Below are 17,483 nucleotides of genomic sequence, written 5' to 3'. Positions count from 1 at the left end.
GCCAGTGCTCACTGCACCGGCAATCGCCTAACAACCTTTAAAAACCGCTGGCCGTCGCTCTTTTTGAGCCAACAGACCTTCTTTTAGGTCGTCTGAGTCGGAGCAAATCGCCGCCAAATCCCGAGCTTCCTGATAATTGATGCGGCCACGCTCTGCCTGACGAATAACTTTTAACATCGCTGCCACAGCGAGTGGCGCGCGCTGTGCGAGCATTTTGGCCGTGAGGTTGCTTTCCTTGATCAAACTGTCACTACTGATCAACCGACTAACAATTCCAAACTCCAGCATTTGCTCGGCAGAAAATTCCTCTGCCGCTACAAGTATACGTTTCGCCACAGACACACCTAATCGACTGACAAAGCGCTCGATACCCTCAATGGGATAACACAAACCAATGGCAGAGGCCGGCACTCGCATTTTTATGTCTTGAGAAGCCAGTCTAAAATCACAGGACATCGCAAGCTCACAGCCACCTCCAAATACATTACCGTTTATGACGCAAAGGGTGGGTATAGATAAATCAGCCAGCTCGTTAGTCACCTGTTGAAACTGATCGCCATCGAGCTCACCGGCACGGATCTGTTGTAAATCGGCGCCTGCGCAAAACGTAGAACCGGATGCAGAGGTGATAACTAGCACTCGTGTCTCGGGCTTTAGCGCGCCCAGTGCCAATTGAATACCGGACAGCTCTTCACGACCCAAGGCGTTGCGACGATCCGGCCGATTAAATCGCAGCGTCGCAATTCCCGCTTCTTGCTCAAATAAAATAGTTGATGTCATAAAAGAAAGAGCTCCCTAAGCGCCTCTTGAGTAGTCTAGAGGGCATTACAGTTCAAATAAAACACTCATACATGGACACGGACAAAAAAAATACTTAAAGTTCAAAAAATCGAATCTTGCGAATGACTTTATTTTGGCAAACGTCACAGACAACGGATCGCCCTTCAATCGCGGTATTCAGCACGAGGCAAAGCACAGTGCGATTTTATCGAGAGCGGCGAAGCTTTTTAATACAAAGGGCGCCCGATCCACCACGCTGAGCGATGTCGCCGATAAACTAGGATTGACCAAGACAAGCCTTTATTACTACGTAAAAACCAAAGAAGACCTCATTTATCAATGCTATGACGCTGCTATGCGCCAAGCACACAGCACCCTTGATCAAATCGAGGCAACGACTGACGACCCTCTGGAACGGGTGCTCCTGTTCATGGAGGAACATATCTCCACCATTCTAAAAGCGCTGTCAGGTCATGGAGACTACTACGCAGCGCCCCTAGAATTTGCGTCTTTAAAAGATGAGCACCGTGAGGCGCTCATTGCTCAATATTTGCGCATGTTCATGCGTATCCGCTCCTACATACGTGACGGCATCGACATGTCGGTCATACGCCCCTGTCACTCCACCGCTACAACACGGGCGCTGATTGGAGCTTTAGACTGGTCATTTTATTGGCTTTATGAAATGCCTCGTGAGGATGCCGTACTGGCGGGAGCCGCGCTCAGGGACATTGTTAAACATGGCTTATTCACGCCTGATGCCCATTACAGGCCCAACGACCACGTGCTTAGTGCTGAAGGTGTTGTTCCCGCCAAAGGCTTTGATCGCGAAGCTCAAAACCGTCTCAAGCAAGAAGCGTTTTTTAAAGCCGGAACACGATTTTTTAACCGAAAGGGTTTCAACGGCACATCCCTTGATGAGATAGCCGAGCATTTGCAGGTCTCCAAGGGTGCGTTTTATTACCATTTTACAAACAAGGAAGCACTGCTCACGCAATGCTACGAGCACTCGCTGGATTTGACCGATGCCATTTACAATGACATTCGAAACAGCACAATGTCTGCGCCGCAAAAGCTAGACACAGCTTGTCGGCAAGTTTTCCATATTCAGAACTCGGACCTTGGCCCGCTGATACGTTACAACACGATTACCGCATTGCCGCCCCCGATTCGGCGACGTGTTCTTGTGCGCACTCAAGCCGCTAGTAATAATCTGGGTGAATTTATCCGGGAAGGCCAGGAAACGGGCAAATTCCGCAGCGTGGATGCTGCCATCATGCAAAATATGCTTGAGGGAGCGGTCAATGCCGCCATGGATATTAGCGATTGGCGACGTGTCGATGACATTGATCAAACCGCTATCGAGTACTTCGATGTGTTCTATTTTGGCTTAGCCAAGCCTGCCAACTAAATATGTGCCCGGGAGGTATCGGTGCCAAACTTTCAAGATGTCATGGACTTGATCAAACCCGAGCAAGTCGGCCGTCACTGGTTTAGAGGGCACAGCCCTACACCCCAACCTCGGATTTTTGGTGGCCAGGTTTTAGCCCAGTGTCTGCTAGCCGCTAACGACACAGTAGACGGCGCCCTCATGGCTCACTCTATGCACGCCTACTTTTTACGCGCTGGGGATTCCACAATACCCATTGAGTTCGATGTTGACCCTATTCGCGATGGTCGCTCCTTCGCCACCCGCCGTGTTGTAGCGCGACAAAGAGGGGAGGCCATTTTTAACACGTCAATCAGCTATCAAATCACCGAGGCCGGTTTTACTCATAGCGAAAAAATGCCCGAAGTGCCCTCCCCTGAAGAGGCGGCTGCATTAAACCTTGGACCCAAACACAAAAGCTTCAGTGACATGTATCAAATTGATCGAGTCCGAATTACCGCCCGCACGGAGCAGCCACAGCAAAAGCAGCAAAACTGGTTCAAAGCCGCAGGTCACCTCAAGGGCGACCCGAGGCTGCATCAAGCTGCCCTCGCCCTGATCTCAGATTGTGCCTTGCTGGGCACCAGTTTTTACCCTCAAGGGATGCAGGACTGGGACATCAACCACATCGCCGCAAGTCTTGACCATGCTATATGGTTCCACGAACCGGTGAATGTCAGTGAGTTTTTGCTGTACGAGTGCGATAGCCCTTGGGCCGGCAACGCCCGGGGATTTAATCGCGGTCAGTTTTGGAGCAAAGACGGTACGCTTCTCGCCTCCACAACCCAAGAAGCCTTGGTGCGCCCGAAGACTCGTTGATTAATTAACCACCGAGGTCATCTGCTGACCCAAGCGCACCACATTGATCGCACCATTGGCTAACTCAACATCGTGAACAGAGCCGTTGTCAGGCCAACACTGCACCGTTTTGCTGACCTGGCGGCTGTGCGCCACAACCGTGTTGATGACCAGAAAATGGGTAAAGATGACGGTGGGCTCTGTGATCCTCTGTAAGGCGCTCACAATGCCCTCACGCCAGCCCCAAAGTGAAGCGTCCTGCATGTCCCAAGTTTGACGCATAAAACCCTGTAGCCACACTTGACGATCCTCTAGGGGTACCGGGGCTTGAATCTCTTGAAACGCATTATTAATTACAACGCCACGATTTAAGCGTGCGGCTAAAGGTGCCGCAGTTTCTTGTGCTCGTGCTTTGGGACTACTCACTAGACCCACACCTTGCGGCACAACTGACTGCAAATATGTTGCTGCAGCTTCGGCCTCCCGTACCCCTTTATCACTTAACCCAGGGTCACTATGCTCCCCCCAGCTGGCCGAGGCCTCACCGTGGCGCACCAGCCAGATCTGAGTCATCGGTAAGTCACGAGTGATTCTTGCAGCTGAGCGGACAGCAGCTGCAGATGTGCTGCATCATTAAAGTTAGACAATGAAACCCGTTTACTGCTGTAAATCAGTCGAGTGATAGAACAATTCATAACGGGCTCATAAAATTGATAGAACCCACTGTGATGAGCGCCAACAATAAGCCCAACAGCCGTAGCAATCGTGCCACCTGAGGTAAAAACCGCTGTGTTCTTACCTGCACCCACGGATTTCATGATGTCTTTCAGGGCATTTTGTACGCCGTCCCGGAACACGGGCCACGGTGTAATGCCACAGTCGGGGCAGTCTGGACTTACCCACGCATTGAAAACTGCGTCTATGATTTTCTGATAATCCTTACTGTCACCGAAATCTCGAGCTGCGATTTCAGCAAGCACGGGATCTTTTTCAATCAAACCGGGCAAGAGCGCACTGACCTGTTCTTCATTGTTAATCTCATTGAATCGGCGGTCCGTTTGTAACTCACACGGATCACCTAAACCCGCCAATATCCGAGCACCGGTTTCTTGCTGGCGCGACAAAGTTCCAGCCACTGCAGCGTCTATCTTCAGGCCTATCTTCGACAGGAACTGTCCAGTCACATCAGCCTGACGTTGCCCCAAGGTAGACAGCTGGTCGTAATTAGCTGCGCCAAAAGAAGCCTGTCCGTGGCGAATAAGGTAAATCGAAGCCATCAGGCCGTACTCCTCAGTTCTCTAGGAAAACGCATTACCCGGGGGTAAGGGTAGAAGTCGTCGACATGCCCCTCCCGTATGCGATCTTGTAAACCTGTCCAAAAATCTGCCTCGTAAATTTCACTGTGACGGGCATCAAAAGCCTTCCTCGCACGTTGATTGCCCGAGAAGAAAAGTCGAAATTCCTCAGGGAAAACGTCGTTGGGCCCCACCGAATACCAAGGCCTGCTCGCCATCTCTTCATATTCGTCCCGCGGTGGCGGAATACGACGAAAATTACATTCTAACAACGGCTGTATCTCGTCATAGTCGTAGAAGACCACCCGACCATGGCGGGTCACACCAAAGTTTTTCAGAAGCATGTCGCCCGGAAAAATATTAGCCGCAGCCAACTCCTTAATCGATTTTCCGTAGTCGTTCATGACTTCATCAACGTCCTCATCGCTAGCGCTCTGCAGGTACAAATTAAGCGGCGTCATGCGCCGCTCAACGTAGCAATGCTTAATAATCAGTGCCGTGCCGCTAATCACCAACTGCGAAGGGCAGGTCTCGTAAAGCTCTGCCATCAACTCATCTGAAAACCGTGACCGATCAAAAACAAGGTTGCTGAACTCTTGCGTATCGGCCATGCGCCCCGCCCTGTCCCAGCGCTTCACCAGATTATATTTGTCCTTAACAAGCTGGTGCGTCACTTCTTTGGGGGGCGTAAAGCGGTCTTTGATAATCTTAAAAACAAACTCGTAAGAAGGCAGCGTAAATACAGTCATCACCATGCCCTTGATTCCGGGAGCGACAATAAACTGGTCTGTCGTAGCACGCATATGACGGTAAGCCGTACGGTAATAATAAGTCTTGCCGTGACGGTGGTGGCCAATCGCACTGTAGATCTCAGAAATATCTTTTTTGGGCATCAGTTGATGCAAAAATAAAACGTACTGAGAGGGAATCGATGCATCGACCATGAAATAACTTCGAGTGAAGCTAAATAACAAACTCACTCGATCTGAGCCAAACAATATAGTGTCGATATACACAGCGGGGGCCGCCGCATCATTGTTGTGAAGCATTGGAAGTACGAAGGGAATTTGTAAGCCTTCAGCAACAACCCTCCCCACAATGTAAACGGCCTTGTTCCGATAAAAGTGATGCTCCAGGGTGTGCAGCTCAACCGCCGAAGCTACTTTGTCGCCAACCTCGCCAAGCTGGCCTTCAATCGCCTTTACAATAGAAGCGCAGTCACGCTCGGTGTCTTCGTAAGGGATATGTACAGCGTATTCAGACAACAGCGCTGCAACACTGCTGTTTAGATCACCGCTGAAGCGCTTGACGACTCGCCGCACATCGACCGGCGGCATGTCCCCTTGAGGGGAAAACACAAAGGCGTACTCATTACGGATTCGGTGATGACCAAACACGGAGTTGTATATGGAGTTATAGAAGGTTTCTGCAATTTCGAAATTGGTCATGCCTCGAACCAACTCGAGGTAAACAGCCCGCGTCTCGGTCCAAAACGTAAAGTCTGAAATGCGATCATCTGCAATGACGTTTACGTACGCCAAAGTTTCTAGCACTTTTTCTTTGTAGAGATCGATTCGCCGGGTCGATATCTCCTGCATGATGCCCCACTCTGCAAGCTCAAAACGCGTGCGAGCTGCGAGCGTAATATTCTCGAATTCAGCAAAATACGCCGTAAAGCCGTTAAGAATGGTTCGCGCTAGGCGCGTCTGTTTATCCACGGTTAGATCCCTGTCTAGGGCGCACAGTGTAGGGTTCCGGACTATCCCTTGCAATTTCAGCAGGACAAAAAAAACCCGCCAAAGAATGGCGGGTTCCGTCAAACAACGCTTAGCTTTAAGCTGCGTAAGCCTTGTCCATGAACTGAGCGCGATGATAAGTGGCATCACCAAAGGTCGTGTTGATCATCATTAGGCGCTTGGCGTAATGACCAATGTCCAGCTCGTCAGTAATACCCATACCGCCGTGCATTTGGGTAGCCTCACCGTAGACTAACTTGGCGTTCTTATCGATCAGCACTTTGAGAGCGTGAATACTGGCGTCGGCACTTGCTGGGTCCTGCTTGTATTCGCACACAACTTTAAACAGCAGCGACTTTGCCTGCTCGTAGGCCATCATGGTGTCCACCATACGATGCTGCAACGACTGGAATGAGCCAATAGCCACGCCAAACTGCTCTCGCGTTTTGGTGTATTCCAACGTCTTCGCATTCAAGGTGCCCATGCAGCCAACGGCCTCAGCCATAAGCGCTATCGTCGCCTCTTGAATCATCGCCTCAACGGTAGCCATAGCAGTGCCGGCCTCCCCAAGCAAAGCATCCGCATTCAAAGCAACATCATTGAACGTTATGTTTGCAACGCGTTGGCCATCCATCATCGGGTAATCAATACGATTCACACCTTCCGCATCGGCAGCAACCACAAACAGCGATAATCCCTCACGGTCCCACTGCTCGCCGGATGTGCGTGCTAAAACAATCAGTTGATTGCAGTTAGCTCCGTTGAAAACAACCACCTTCTCACCGTTGAGTACCCAGCCATCACCAGCGGCTTTCGCCTGAGTCAGGCAATCAGCAATTTCGAAACGGCTTTGACGCTCTACGTAGGCAAAGGCACCCGAGGTCGATCCCTCAATGATCGAAGGAATCCAAGCGTTGCGCTGTGCTTCGTTACCCGCGCGAGCAATGAGACCACCAAACAGCACAACAGTCGGCAAATAAGGCTCGACAACTAAACCCTTACCAATTTCCTCCATGATGACCATGGTATCGACAATATTCCCGCCAAACCCGCCGTCTTCCTCAGCAAATGGGATCGACAACCAACCCAGCTCGGCAAACGTCTGCCATGCTTTATCACTCATACCAGTATCCGAGGCCACAATCGCGCGTCGGGTATCCCAGTCGTAGTCATCCTGCACAAAACGCGCGATAGAATCGCGTACCATTTGTTGCTCTTCTGAAAAATCAAAATTCATAATCTTGTCCCCTCTGGACCGTTATTCCAGGCCCAGTACGTATTTAGCGATAATGTTCTTTTGCACTTCATTAGAACCGCCGTAAATGGTCGCTGCTCGCCCGTACATGTAGTTTCGGAAGGCTTCATGGGTCCAACTGTGGCCTAGAACTTCAGGATCCATACCGTTAGGCAGAACTCCCTGGTAATAAGCGGCAGTTTCCATGCGCAGCTCTTGAGTTGCCTGCTGCAGCTCAGTGCCTTTTATCTTGAGAAGTGACGACTCAGGCCCAGGAAAGCCACCAGCGGCCATCGCTGCAAGGGTACGTAACTCGGTAAATTCAAGGGCCATGAGTTCAATCTCAAGGTCTGCAACCTTGGCTTGGAAACCCGCGTCATCCATTAAGCGCTTACCGCCATTCATCTCGGCAGCAGCAGCTTCCTTAATCAAGCGAAGATTACGCTTAGACTGAGCAACGTCGGCAATACCCGTTCGCTCATGGGCCAACAGCGCCTTGGCAACGGTCCATCCTTTATTTACTTCACCGACAACGTTCTCAACTGGCACACGCACGTCACTGAACTCAACCTCGTTGAGACTGTGCTCGTTATCTATCGAGATGATCGGGTTGATCTTGATACCTGGGGTCTTCATATCAACCAAAATGAACGTGATGCCTTCCTGCTTCTTCCCCTCATTGCTGGTTCGTACCAGCACAAAGATCCAATCGGCATACTGAGCATAACTCGTCCAGATTTTGGCGCCGTTAATCACGTAATGGTCGCCATCCAGCTCGGCCTTTGTCTTCAACGACGCCAAATCTGACCCAGAACCCGGCTCAGAGTAGCCCTGACACCACCAAGTCGTGCTGTCGAGAACTCCAGGGAGAAACTTCTCCTTCTGTTCGGTCGTGCCGAACTGGTAAATCATAGGGCCGACCATGCCAATGCCAAAAGGAATGACACCGGGTATACCGCGCTCAGAGCGCTCGGTCTCGTAAATGTACTTCTGCGTGGGGGTCCATCCAGTACCGCCGTGCTCAACGGGCCAATTAGCCGCAATCCAGCCCTTCTTGTAGAGCCGCTGCTGCCATTCAACGATAGCTTCTTTAAAGTTCTCTCCGCGCAGGCGAGAGACAAGCTCATCGTCAAACTGCTCGTCAAAAAAGCCACGAACCTCGTCCCGGAACGCCAATTCTTCGGGTGAAAACGCAATATCCATACGTGCCTCCAATTATCAGGGGCGATTTGGTGAGCAAACCGCCGTATTTTGAACCTTGAGTATGTTTTTCTACGCTGTGGAATGTAGGCAAGTTAGGCGGCGATTGCAAGTGCCCTTTACCAGACTAGATATTTGCTAGGCTTTGCGCCCTTTCTGGGCAAGGCGAACGGGTGTCTAGCGACAAGGAGGGCCTTACCATGCCACCAGATGACGTGAGGGCCAGAGAAAAGTTGGCTAGGGCTGCGAAGGCCGCGTTACCCAGCCCTTTCTAATACAGAATGGAAAAAAGTTTACGCTGGTATTCTGCCGCCAGCGGGTCGCCCTTACCAATTGTTGTCAGCGTATCCAAATAAAGGCGCTTTGCTTCACCGTTGTTCCAGTCACGATCGGATCGCAACACGGTTAGCAGGTGCTCCAACGCTTCTTTGTGGTGGTCGGCAGCGCTTAGCTGTACGGCCAACTGAACCCTCACCCCGTGATCATCACTATTGGCCGCGAGCTCCACTTCTAAAGCTTCTATCTCGGGCGATTTACCCGCCGCCCGCTTTAGCTCAATCTGAGCCATCAGCTGCTCATGAAGGGCGTCCTGATCAACCATTCGGACCTCACTGAGAACGGTCGTGGCGTCATCGAGTCTATTGGCCTCTATCAATGCCCCGGCATAAGCATGGGTTAACTCTGTCAGCTTATTGGAATCCTCCCAGGCGCCACGCAGTAGCGCCAAGGCACCCGCCGTATCTCCCGCATCCAACAGCTCAGTTGCCTCTGCAATTTTCGCATTCCAAGGCGACGGCAAATGCTTTTCCAACATTTCCCGAACAGCAGACTCAGGCTGGGCTCCGGCAAAACCGTCAATGGGCTGCCCATCCTTGATCACCATAACGGTGGGCAAGCTTCTAACACCCAACTGGCCTGCCAGCCCTTGCTGCTCATCTGCATTAACTTTAGCCAGCAAAAAAGCGCCGGCGTATTCTGTGGCTAACTTTTCCAAAATAGGCATCAGTTGCTTACAGGGCTCACACCAGTCGGCCCAAAAATCAACGACTACGGGCCTATTGTGCGACTCTTCAATAAGCTGTTCCTGAGCGTTAGTTTCGTCAATGTTGACAACATGAGCGACTGAATTCACGACTTAATTCTCCTTTAAACCCAGAACATCTTGCATGTCGTACATGCCAGGCTTTTGACTAATCAACCAGACCGCAGCGCGAAGGGCACCCCGGGCAAAAGCCATTCTAGAGCTGGCTTTGTGTGTAATTTCGAGGCGCTCACCCTGAGCCGCAAAAGTAACCGTATGGTCACCCACAATATCTCCAGCCCGCAGTGTTGAAAAACCAATGGTTTCTCGTGCCCTTTCGCCGGTGTGACCCTCACGGCCATACACCGCTACCTCGGCTAAATTGCGTCCTAGGGTTTCAGCGACAACCTCACCCATGGCTATGGCTGTGCCACTGGGCGCATCCACTTTGTGTCGATGATGGGCCTCGCTTATTTCGATGTCAGCCTCGCCACCTAAAATTGCCGCCGCCTGTGCCAACAGCCGATAGGCAAGGTTCACTCCAGTAGAGAAATTTGACGCTTGGCAGAGTGGGATATTTTGCGTGGCTTCGCGGAATCGCTGGGCATCCTGCGTAGAAAATCCGGTGGTGCCAGAGACCAACGGCCGCCCTGTTGAGGCACAGTATTCTGCGTTCACCAAGGCTGCATCGGGAGGCGTGAAGTCAACGACCACATCAACCCCCGCAATCGCCGCATCTGCGTCTCCGGAAAAAAGAACGCCTGAAGGAGGCCCGCCCAAAAACACGCCAGTATCAACACCACACAGCGCGCTGTTGGGTCGCACAATGGCAGCGCCCAAAACCAAGTCGTGATCACCCGCCGCAACAGCCTCGAGCAGCATACGACCCATTCGGCCCGATGCTCCCGCGATTGCCACCTTTGTGGTCACTTAGTCATTCCGTCAAAAAAAGACTTTACGCCCTCAAACCAACTCGATTGACGCGGCGACTGACGATTGCCCCCTTCGTCGAGGGTGGCGCGGAATTCCTGCAATAACTGTTTCTGTTGCGCGCTCAGATTTACCGGTGTCTCGACTACAGCTCGACACATCAGATCACCAATGGGCCCTCCACGCACAGGCAGCACGCCCTTGCCTCGCAGGCGAAACATTTTGCCCGTTTGCGTTTCGGAGGGAATTTTTAATTTCACTTTCCCGTCTAGGGTGGGAACCTCGAGCTCTCCACCTAAAGCCGCATCAACAAAATTTATGGGGACCTCGCAATACAAATTGCGCCCATCCCTTTCAAAAAGGTTATGTTGGCGCACGGCAATCTGCACAAACAAGTCACCGTTGGGACCGCCCGCTGGGCCAGCCTCACCTTCTCCGCTCAACCGGATACGGTCACCGGTATCAACCCCGGGAGGCACCTTGACCGATAACGTTTTGGTTTTCTCCAAGAGCCCTTGTCCCCGGCAATCGCGACAAGGGTCTGAGATGGTCTTTCCTGCGCCGCGGCATTTGGGGCAAGTTTGCTGCACCTGGAAAAAGCCCTGCTGCATGCGCACTTGGCCCGCACCACCACAGCTGCCACAGGTAACTGGATTGGTGCCCGGCTTGGCCCCGCTGCCATCGCAAGTGTCACAATGTTGCAGCGTGGGTACTTTGATCTCTCGTGTTGCACCACGAACGGCCTCTTCGAGGCTTACCTCCATGGTATAGCGCAGATCTGAGCCGCGCTGCGGACCCTGACGCCCACCACCTCCACCGCCGCCAAAAATGTCGCCAAAGACATCGCCAAAAATATCGCTGAAGCTTGAACCACCTTGGAAGCCGCCACCGCCAGCACCCTGCTCGAGCCCCGCATGGCCAAATTGATCGTATGCAGCCCGCTTATCGGCGTTCATCAGAACGTCGTAAGCTTCGGTCGCCTCCTTAAATTTTGCGTCGGCATCCTTATCATCGGGGTTCCGATCGGGGTGGAACTTCATGGCGATACGGCGATAGGCCTTTTTGATATCCGGATCTGTTGTAGATCGATCTACCCCGAGCACTTCGTAATAATCACGCTTGGACATTGCTGATTAACCTTAGTTACCTAGAGGGGATGCCGCTCCCCCCAAAAAAAAATACGCGGGCTTGAAAAAACCCGCGTCGAACTTACCATGTTACTCCCTGACATGGGCTGCATGATATGTGCACATATCACGCAGCCAGGGAACCTATGGCTTGTCGTCTTCTTTCACTTCCTCAAACTCGGCGTCAACCACGTCGCCATCATCGGCGGGGCTCTCTGCAGCACCGGCTTCTGCGCCAGCAGCGTCAGACGCACCTTCTGCTTCCTGAGCCGCATACATTTTTTGCGCTACTGGCCCAGTTGCTTCGGTGATTTTCGCCGTAGCGGCTTCAATCGCTTCTTTATCGTCGCCCTTCATGGCCTCCTCGGCCTCGGCAATCGCGGCTTCAATAGCAGCTCGCTCATCTACGGTTGAATGCTCACCAGCCTCTTCAAGAGTTTTTCGTGCCGCGTGTACCATGCCGTCACAAGTGTTTCGAACAGTGATCATCTCCTCAAACTTCTTGTCGGCTTCGGCGTTAGCCTCGGCGTCCTGCACCATTTGCTCGATTTCATCTTCTGAGAGGCCGCCCGATGCAGTAATACGAATCGACTGCTCTTTGCCCGTGGCCTTATCTTTAGCAGATACATTCAGAATACCGTTGGCATCGAGGTCAAAAGTTACCTCAACTTGAGGTACGCCTCGCGGAGCCGGTGGAATATCGGCCAAATCGAATCGACCGAGAGACTTGTTTTGAGCCGCCTGCTTGCGCTCACCCTGAACCACATGGATGGTTACCGCGGTCTGGTTGTCTTCAGCCGTTGAGAACACCTGTGATTTCTTTGTTGGAATCGTAGTGTTCTTTTCAATCAATGGCGTTGCCACACTGCCCATTGTTTCAATACCCAAAGTCAGTGGCGTCACGTCAAGCAGAAGGACGTCTTTGACGTCACCGGCCAATACCGCACCCTGAATTGATGCACCCATGGCTACCGCCTCGTCGGGGTTCACATCCTTGCGTGGCTCTTTGCCGAAGAAGTCGGATACTGTCGTCTGCACTAAAGGCATGCGCGTCTGTCCACCGACCAAAATGACGTCCTGAATTTCGGAGGGCGACAGGCCAGCGTCTGCCAAAGCTGTTTTTACCGGATCCAGTGAGCGTGTTACCAGCTCCTCTACCAGAGATTCGAGCTTAGACCGCGACAGTTTGACCACCAAGTGCTTGGGCCCTGTGGCGTCAGCCGTAATGTAGGGTAAATTTACTTCCGTCTGCTGGGCGCTGGAAAGTTCGATTTTGGCTTTTTCAGCAGCCTCCTTAAGGCGCTGCAACGCGAGAGGATCACCATGCAAATCAATGCCATTCTCTCGCTTGAATTCGTCGGCCAAATACTCGATCAACCGGAGGTCAAAATCTTCGCCGCCGAGGAAGGTATCGCCGTTGGTTGCGAGAACCTCAAACTGGTGCTCACCATCGACCTCAGCAATTTCAATGACTGAAATATCGAAGGTACCGCCACCCAGGTCGTAGACCGCAATCGTGCGATCGCCCTGAGACTTGTCCATGCCGTAAGCCAACGCTGCCGCAGTCGGCTCATTGATAATGCGCTTGACCTCAAGCCCCGCAATTTTGCCCGCGTCTTTTGTGGCTTGGCGCTGCGAATCATTGAAGTACGCCGGCACTGTAATTACTGCTTCTGAAACCGTTTCACCCAGAAACTCTTCGGCGGTCTTTTTCATTTTGCGCAGGACTTCTGCAGAAACCTGTGGCGGCGCCATGCTATTGCCCTTGGCCTCAACCCAGGCATCGCCATTGTCAGCTTTGACAATGTTGTAAGGCACCATCTTGATGTCCTTCTGTACCACCTTGTCTTCAAAACGTCGGCCGATGAGCCGCTTGACCGCGTAGAGCGTGTTGGTGGGGTTTGTGACCGCCTGACGTTTGGCCGCCTGCCCTACCAGCACTTCATCATCGTCAGCATAAGCAACAATCGAAGGGGTAGTGCGTCCGCCCTCTGCATTTTCAATAACTCGTGCCTTGCCACCTTCCAACACCGATACGCATGAATTGGTGGTTCCAAGGTCTATTCCAATAATTTTGCCCATGACTCTCTCCTCTTAACGGGGCTTTTGCCCGTTATCCTTGCTTGCTTGTATAGATGGGTCCGATTTAAAAAAATTCAAGACGCTTTGTGTGGGAATTACTCTGCAGCCTTACTCACCATGACCATTGCTGGGCGAACTAATCGCCCGTTTAATTGATATCCCTTCTGCATAACGGCAATCACCGTATTCGGTTCCACCTCGGGATTTTCCACCATGCTCATGGCCTGTGCGATTTGTGGATCGAAGGGTTCTCCCATCGGGTCTACGGTCTCCACACCATGTTTTTGCAGGACATCGATCAAGCTCTTTTGCGTCAGCTCAATACCCTCAACAATGGGCTTCATCACCTCATCGCTGCCCGCGGCTTCCAGAGCACGTTCCATGTTATCGACCACCGGCAGCAACTCGCTAACAAAGCGCTCTAGAGCAAATTTCCGAGCCTTTTCAACCTCCTGCTCAGCGCGGCGTTGAACGTTAGCAGCGTCGGCCTGAGCGCGAAGCGCGGCATCTTTTGCCTCGGCAAGATCCGCCTCCAATTGCGCGGTAACCTCTTCGGGATTCAGCGCTTCCAGCTCTGCATCATCATCTGTCACATCCAACGTGCCACCCACAGCAGCAGGGGATTCGTCATCGGTGTATTCAGTCTTGTCTTCTGCCATTTCCGGTGCCCTCTGGCATGGTTCAATCATAATGTGGTCAGGCTACGCAGAACGCGCTTCCTTGGTTTGGAATCGGAAATGGGGATGGTTGGTACAGATTTCAAGCACCGCCCCCAATTAGTAGGGCTTTCATCGAAATCTAGAGCCATTGGGCATTGCAAGCAGGTGAGGATGCCATTGGGCAAAAAAGCATGCCCCAGCCATAGGACTGCCCCTATATACATTTGGTGGCACGCCGCCATGAGGCCATTTATTGCTTGGACACAGTCCTGTAGGAAGATCGAGGCCCTAACTGATTTTGTCAGGCAGCGGCGGCTTAAAATCTACCGCAACGCGGTTCAGACCGGTGTAATTGTCACCCACCCAATAAGTCAGGACCGTGAGAGCGCAGCACTGAGCATCCGCGCCGTGACATCAACCATCGGAATGACGCGTTCGTAAGCCATACGAGTCGGTCCAATCACGCCTAACACGCCTAATGTTCGGCTACCTTGAGCATAAGGCGCGGTAACCACAGAGTAATCACCAAAAACGTCGTAACCGGCTTCCTCACCAATAAAGATTTGTACGCCCTGGGCACGATACGAGCGCTCAAGTAACTCCAGTACGTCTCTTTTATGCTGAAAGGCATCAAAAAGCTCCCGCAGCTTATCCATATCCTCTGGATGGGCTTGTCCCAAGAGGAAGTTCTCTCCAGCTACGACGTAATCCTCACCGGGCTCACCGTCATCCAGCGCGCGGTTCGCCAAATCGAGTGCCGCAGCCATATATTCGTCAATACGACTTCTCGCCTCAGCCATTTCTTGAACGAGCCTAGCCTTAACCTCTACCAAATCAGCACCGGCATACCGTTGGTTAATTAAATCAGCCGCCGCCTTCAACTGAGCCTCAGTGAGAGGTTGAGCCAACTCGATCACTCGGTTTTGTACCTCGCGCTCGTTGATCACCAAAATCACCAACACACGATTTTCTGACAACGGCAGGAACTCTACCTGTCTTAAGGCATTCACCTCGGTTCTCGGCACGGTAACAATGCCGGCCTGTGACGTCACCTGAGCTAGCAGTGAGGATGCTGTTTGCACCAAATCCTTTGCCGTACGGTTGGGGTTGAGTTCTTCACGCAGAGCAAGAACCGCGTTCTCTTCAATAGGCTGAACCTGTAGCAGCGTGTCTACAAAAAGCCGATAACCCCTTGCTGTAGGAATCCTCCCCGCCGAGGTGTGGGGAGAAGTCAGAAGTCCTCGGTCTTCAAGATCAGACATTATATTGCGGACGGTTGCTGGGCTGACCGACAGCGTGCTGTGAGCCTGCAGACTTTTAGAACCCACAGGCTGGCCATCGCGGATATGCATTTCGACTAAGGTCCGCAGCAAATCCGTCGCGCGGCCTGAGAGATCAGTAGTTGGCATAGCAAATGGCGTCAATAGTCATCCCTAATTAGTAACACAGCCGAGGTTCAGGACAAAGAACCGTCTTCGACCTTTCCTGATTGAGGCATGTTGCGCTATAAAAGAGGAAATAACTGGAAGCACTTTATGCTCAAGCAAATCACCATCCGCGATTATGCCGTTGTCGCCTCTCTCGACATGGATCTAGAGAGCGGCATGACGGTGATTACCGGAGAAACCGGAGCGGGCAAGTCCATAATGTTGGATGCTTTGGGGCTCTGTATTGGTGATCGGGCAGATGCGCGCACTGTAAGGCCAGGGCAAAGCGCGCCGATATCACGGCGGTTTTTCAAATCGACGAGCTCCCCGCGGTAGGCAACTGGCTCCATGAGCGGGAACTCGACCTGCCGACCCAAGAATGCATTCTTCGACGCGTGGCGGGCGCCGACGGGCGCTCAAAAGCATTTATTAATGGCGCACCTGCAACCCTTGTGGATTGTGCGGCCGTTGGTGCGCTGCTCGTCGATATACACAGCCAGCATGCTCATCAGTCGCTCCTGCGCAGAGCGAGTCAGCGCGCGCTATTAGACGCCACAGCTGGCGCCACTGGTCTAGCGGCAGAGGTCGCTCAGGCTTCTGCGCAATGGCACACCCTTGCCACAGAGCTTGAACAAAAGACGGGACAATCTGCGGCTGATACGGCGCGATTCGATCTGCTCACTTATCAGGTCTCCGAGCTTGATACGCTGGATCTTGGTGCCGAGGAACTACAGAGCCTCGAGGCACAGCAAAAGCAGCTTCATAATGCTGACTTTTTAATCGACAGTGCCGGGCAAGCCCAAGAGCATTGTGAGCAGCAACTCGAGCAGCTTGTTCGCACCCGGCAGTTGGTCTCTGATGAGCGCCACGAGGGCGCAACTATGAATAATATCCGCGAAATGCTCGAGACCGCGGAAATTCAATTGCAAGAGGCACAAAGTGAGCTCATCCGGTACACCGATCAACTCGACCGTGATCCAGGACAACTACAATGGGTTACTGATCGCTTAGAACAGGTCTACGACCTGGCTAGAAAGCACCGTGTCATGCCAGAGGAGCTGACCCAGCGGCATGCCCAGCTTAAGGTTGAGCTTGAGACACTCAATGCAGGCCCTGATCAACTGAATCAACTGGAGAAAGACCTTGAAATTGCTCAGTCAACTTGGTCCAAGACCGCAAAAAAACTGACTGCAAAACGTAAAAAAGCCGCAAAACAGCTCATTGGGCACGTCTCAACCACACTGACCCGTCTCGCCATGGAGCGCTGTGATTTTCAGGTGGTGTTAACTCAACGCCCGGAGGACACACCCGATCCAGCCGGTGCGGAACAGGTCGAATTTCTCATCAGCACCAATCCGGGCAGTGCGCCAGGGTCGCTGGCCAAAATCGCCTCGGGTGGAGAGCTGTCTCGGATAAGTCTCGCCCTTCAAGTGGCAGCTGCAGAAAGTGCCACCGCCCCCACCATGATTTTCGATGAAGTCGACGTCGGTATAGGCGGCGGGGTCGCTGAGGTTGTCGGAGAGCTGCTTAATCAGCTCAGCCAACGGGTTCAGGTGCTATGCGTGACCCATTTGGCTCAAGTCGCTTGCAAGGGCCTAAACCACCTGCAGGTCAGTAAAACAGGCGACGCTGCAGCCGTTTTCACGGAGGTGAATATGCTAGAGACAGAAGCCCGTGTCGAAGAAATTGCTCGTATGCAAGGCGGGCTAACTATCACTGAAAGCACCCGAGCTCATGCCCGAGAAATGCTTAACCTGCACTAACA

General features: G+C 52.4%; 16 protein-coding genes. 4 read left to right on the top strand and 12 right to left on the bottom strand.

Going from position 1 to position 17,483, the window contains the following annotated elements; all coding sequences use genetic code 11:
- Nucleotides 1-27 precede the first annotated feature (27 nt).
- A complete protein-coding gene (locus ACMAZB_RS03670) occupies nucleotides 28-780 on the bottom strand; it encodes an enoyl-CoA hydratase/isomerase family protein (protein ID WP_435214545.1) in 753 nt (250 codons plus the stop codon).
- 133 nt (nucleotides 781-913) lie between these two features.
- Between ACMAZB_RS03670 and ACMAZB_RS03665 the strand changes: the two genes are divergently transcribed.
- Together ACMAZB_RS03665 and ACMAZB_RS03660 are read left to right on the top strand one after the other, a co-directional pair.
- Nucleotides 914-2,191 carry a TetR/AcrR family transcriptional regulator gene (locus ACMAZB_RS03665; RefSeq protein WP_435219445.1) on the top strand — a complete coding sequence of 426 codons (1,278 nt, stop codon included), beginning with the start codon at nucleotides 914-916 and terminating at the stop codon, nucleotides 2,189-2,191.
- A gap of 21 nt (nucleotides 2,192-2,212) precedes the next feature.
- The gene (locus ACMAZB_RS03660) at nucleotides 2,213-3,028 is read left to right on the top strand and encodes an acyl-CoA thioesterase (protein WP_435214543.1); all 816 of its coding nucleotides are present in this window, start codon (nucleotides 2,213-2,215) and stop codon (nucleotides 3,026-3,028) included.
- Here the strand turns inward: ACMAZB_RS03660 and ACMAZB_RS03655 are convergent, their stop codons facing one another.
- From ACMAZB_RS03655 to hrcA, 11 genes are all read right to left on the bottom strand, one after another.
- A complete protein-coding gene (locus ACMAZB_RS03655; protein ID WP_435214542.1) occupies nucleotides 3,029-3,580 on the bottom strand; it encodes a histidine phosphatase family protein in 552 nt (183 codons plus the stop codon). It lies immediately after the preceding gene.
- On the bottom strand, nucleotides 3,577-4,284 hold the full coding sequence (locus ACMAZB_RS03650; RefSeq protein WP_435219444.1) for a histidine phosphatase family protein: 708 nt from the start codon (nucleotides 4,282-4,284) through the stop codon (nucleotides 3,577-3,579). Before ACMAZB_RS03650 ends, ACMAZB_RS03655 begins: the two co-directional genes overlap by 4 nt.
- Nucleotides 4,284-6,020, bottom strand: coding sequence for a bifunctional isocitrate dehydrogenase kinase/phosphatase (gene aceK, locus ACMAZB_RS03645; protein WP_435219443.1), 1,737 nt, complete (start codon nucleotides 6,018-6,020; stop codon nucleotides 4,284-4,286). Before aceK ends, ACMAZB_RS03650 begins: the two co-directional genes overlap by 1 nt.
- A gap of 115 nt (nucleotides 6,021-6,135) precedes the next feature.
- Nucleotides 6,136-7,275 (bottom strand): acyl-CoA dehydrogenase family protein, encoded by a 1,140-nt coding sequence (locus ACMAZB_RS03640; RefSeq protein WP_435219442.1) that lies wholly within the window; start codon nucleotides 7,273-7,275, stop codon nucleotides 6,136-6,138.
- A gap of 21 nt (nucleotides 7,276-7,296) precedes the next feature.
- The gene (locus ACMAZB_RS03635; RefSeq protein ID WP_435214535.1) at nucleotides 7,297-8,475 is read right to left on the bottom strand and encodes an acyl-CoA dehydrogenase family protein; all 1,179 of its coding nucleotides are present in this window, start codon (nucleotides 8,473-8,475) and stop codon (nucleotides 7,297-7,299) included.
- Between the two features lie 268 nt (nucleotides 8,476-8,743).
- On the bottom strand, nucleotides 8,744-9,604 hold the full coding sequence (gene trxA, locus ACMAZB_RS03630; RefSeq protein ID WP_435219441.1) for a thioredoxin: 861 nt from the start codon (nucleotides 9,602-9,604) through the stop codon (nucleotides 8,744-8,746).
- A gap of 3 nt (nucleotides 9,605-9,607) precedes the next feature.
- The gene (dapB, locus tag ACMAZB_RS03625; protein ID WP_435219440.1) at nucleotides 9,608-10,423 is read right to left on the bottom strand and encodes a 4-hydroxy-tetrahydrodipicolinate reductase; all 816 of its coding nucleotides are present in this window, start codon (nucleotides 10,421-10,423) and stop codon (nucleotides 9,608-9,610) included.
- On the bottom strand, nucleotides 10,420-11,550 hold the full coding sequence (gene dnaJ, locus ACMAZB_RS03620; RefSeq protein ID WP_435214530.1) for a molecular chaperone DnaJ: 1,131 nt from the start codon (nucleotides 11,548-11,550) through the stop codon (nucleotides 10,420-10,422). The genes dapB and dnaJ overlap by 4 nt, the downstream gene beginning before the upstream one ends.
- A gap of 144 nt (nucleotides 11,551-11,694) precedes the next feature.
- A complete protein-coding gene (dnaK, locus tag ACMAZB_RS03615; RefSeq protein WP_435214528.1) occupies nucleotides 11,695-13,632 on the bottom strand; it encodes a molecular chaperone DnaK in 1,938 nt (645 codons plus the stop codon).
- Between the two features lie 95 nt (nucleotides 13,633-13,727).
- Nucleotides 13,728-14,291 (bottom strand): nucleotide exchange factor GrpE, encoded by a 564-nt coding sequence (grpE, locus tag ACMAZB_RS03610; RefSeq protein WP_435219439.1) that lies wholly within the window; start codon nucleotides 14,289-14,291, stop codon nucleotides 13,728-13,730.
- A 371-nt stretch (nucleotides 14,292-14,662) separates the two neighbouring features.
- Nucleotides 14,663-15,700, bottom strand: a complete 1,038-nt coding sequence (hrcA, locus tag ACMAZB_RS03605) for a heat-inducible transcriptional repressor HrcA (protein WP_435214524.1) — start codon at nucleotides 15,698-15,700, stop codon at nucleotides 14,663-14,665.
- A 126-nt stretch (nucleotides 15,701-15,826) separates the two neighbouring features.
- Here hrcA and ACMAZB_RS03600 point away from each other — a divergent pair, with 126 nt between their 5' ends.
- Together ACMAZB_RS03600 and recN are read left to right on the top strand one after the other, a co-directional pair.
- Nucleotides 15,827-16,054, top strand: coding sequence for an AAA family ATPase (locus tag ACMAZB_RS03600; RefSeq protein ID WP_435219438.1), 228 nt, complete (start codon nucleotides 15,827-15,829; stop codon nucleotides 16,052-16,054).
- Nucleotides 16,015-17,481 carry a DNA repair protein RecN gene (recN, locus tag ACMAZB_RS03595; protein WP_435220054.1) on the top strand — a complete coding sequence of 489 codons (1,467 nt, stop codon included), beginning with the start codon at nucleotides 16,015-16,017 and terminating at the stop codon, nucleotides 17,479-17,481. The genes ACMAZB_RS03600 and recN overlap by 40 nt, the downstream gene beginning before the upstream one ends.
- The last annotated feature ends 2 nt before the right edge of the window (nucleotides 17,482-17,483 follow it).

Source organism: Luminiphilus sp. nBUS_07 (genome assembly GCF_051201685.1).
Taxonomy (GTDB): domain Bacteria; phylum Pseudomonadota; class Gammaproteobacteria; order Pseudomonadales; family Halieaceae; genus Luminiphilus.
The sequence above is the reverse complement of the archived record's forward strand: the minus strand, read 5'-3'. Positions and strand labels throughout refer to the sequence as shown.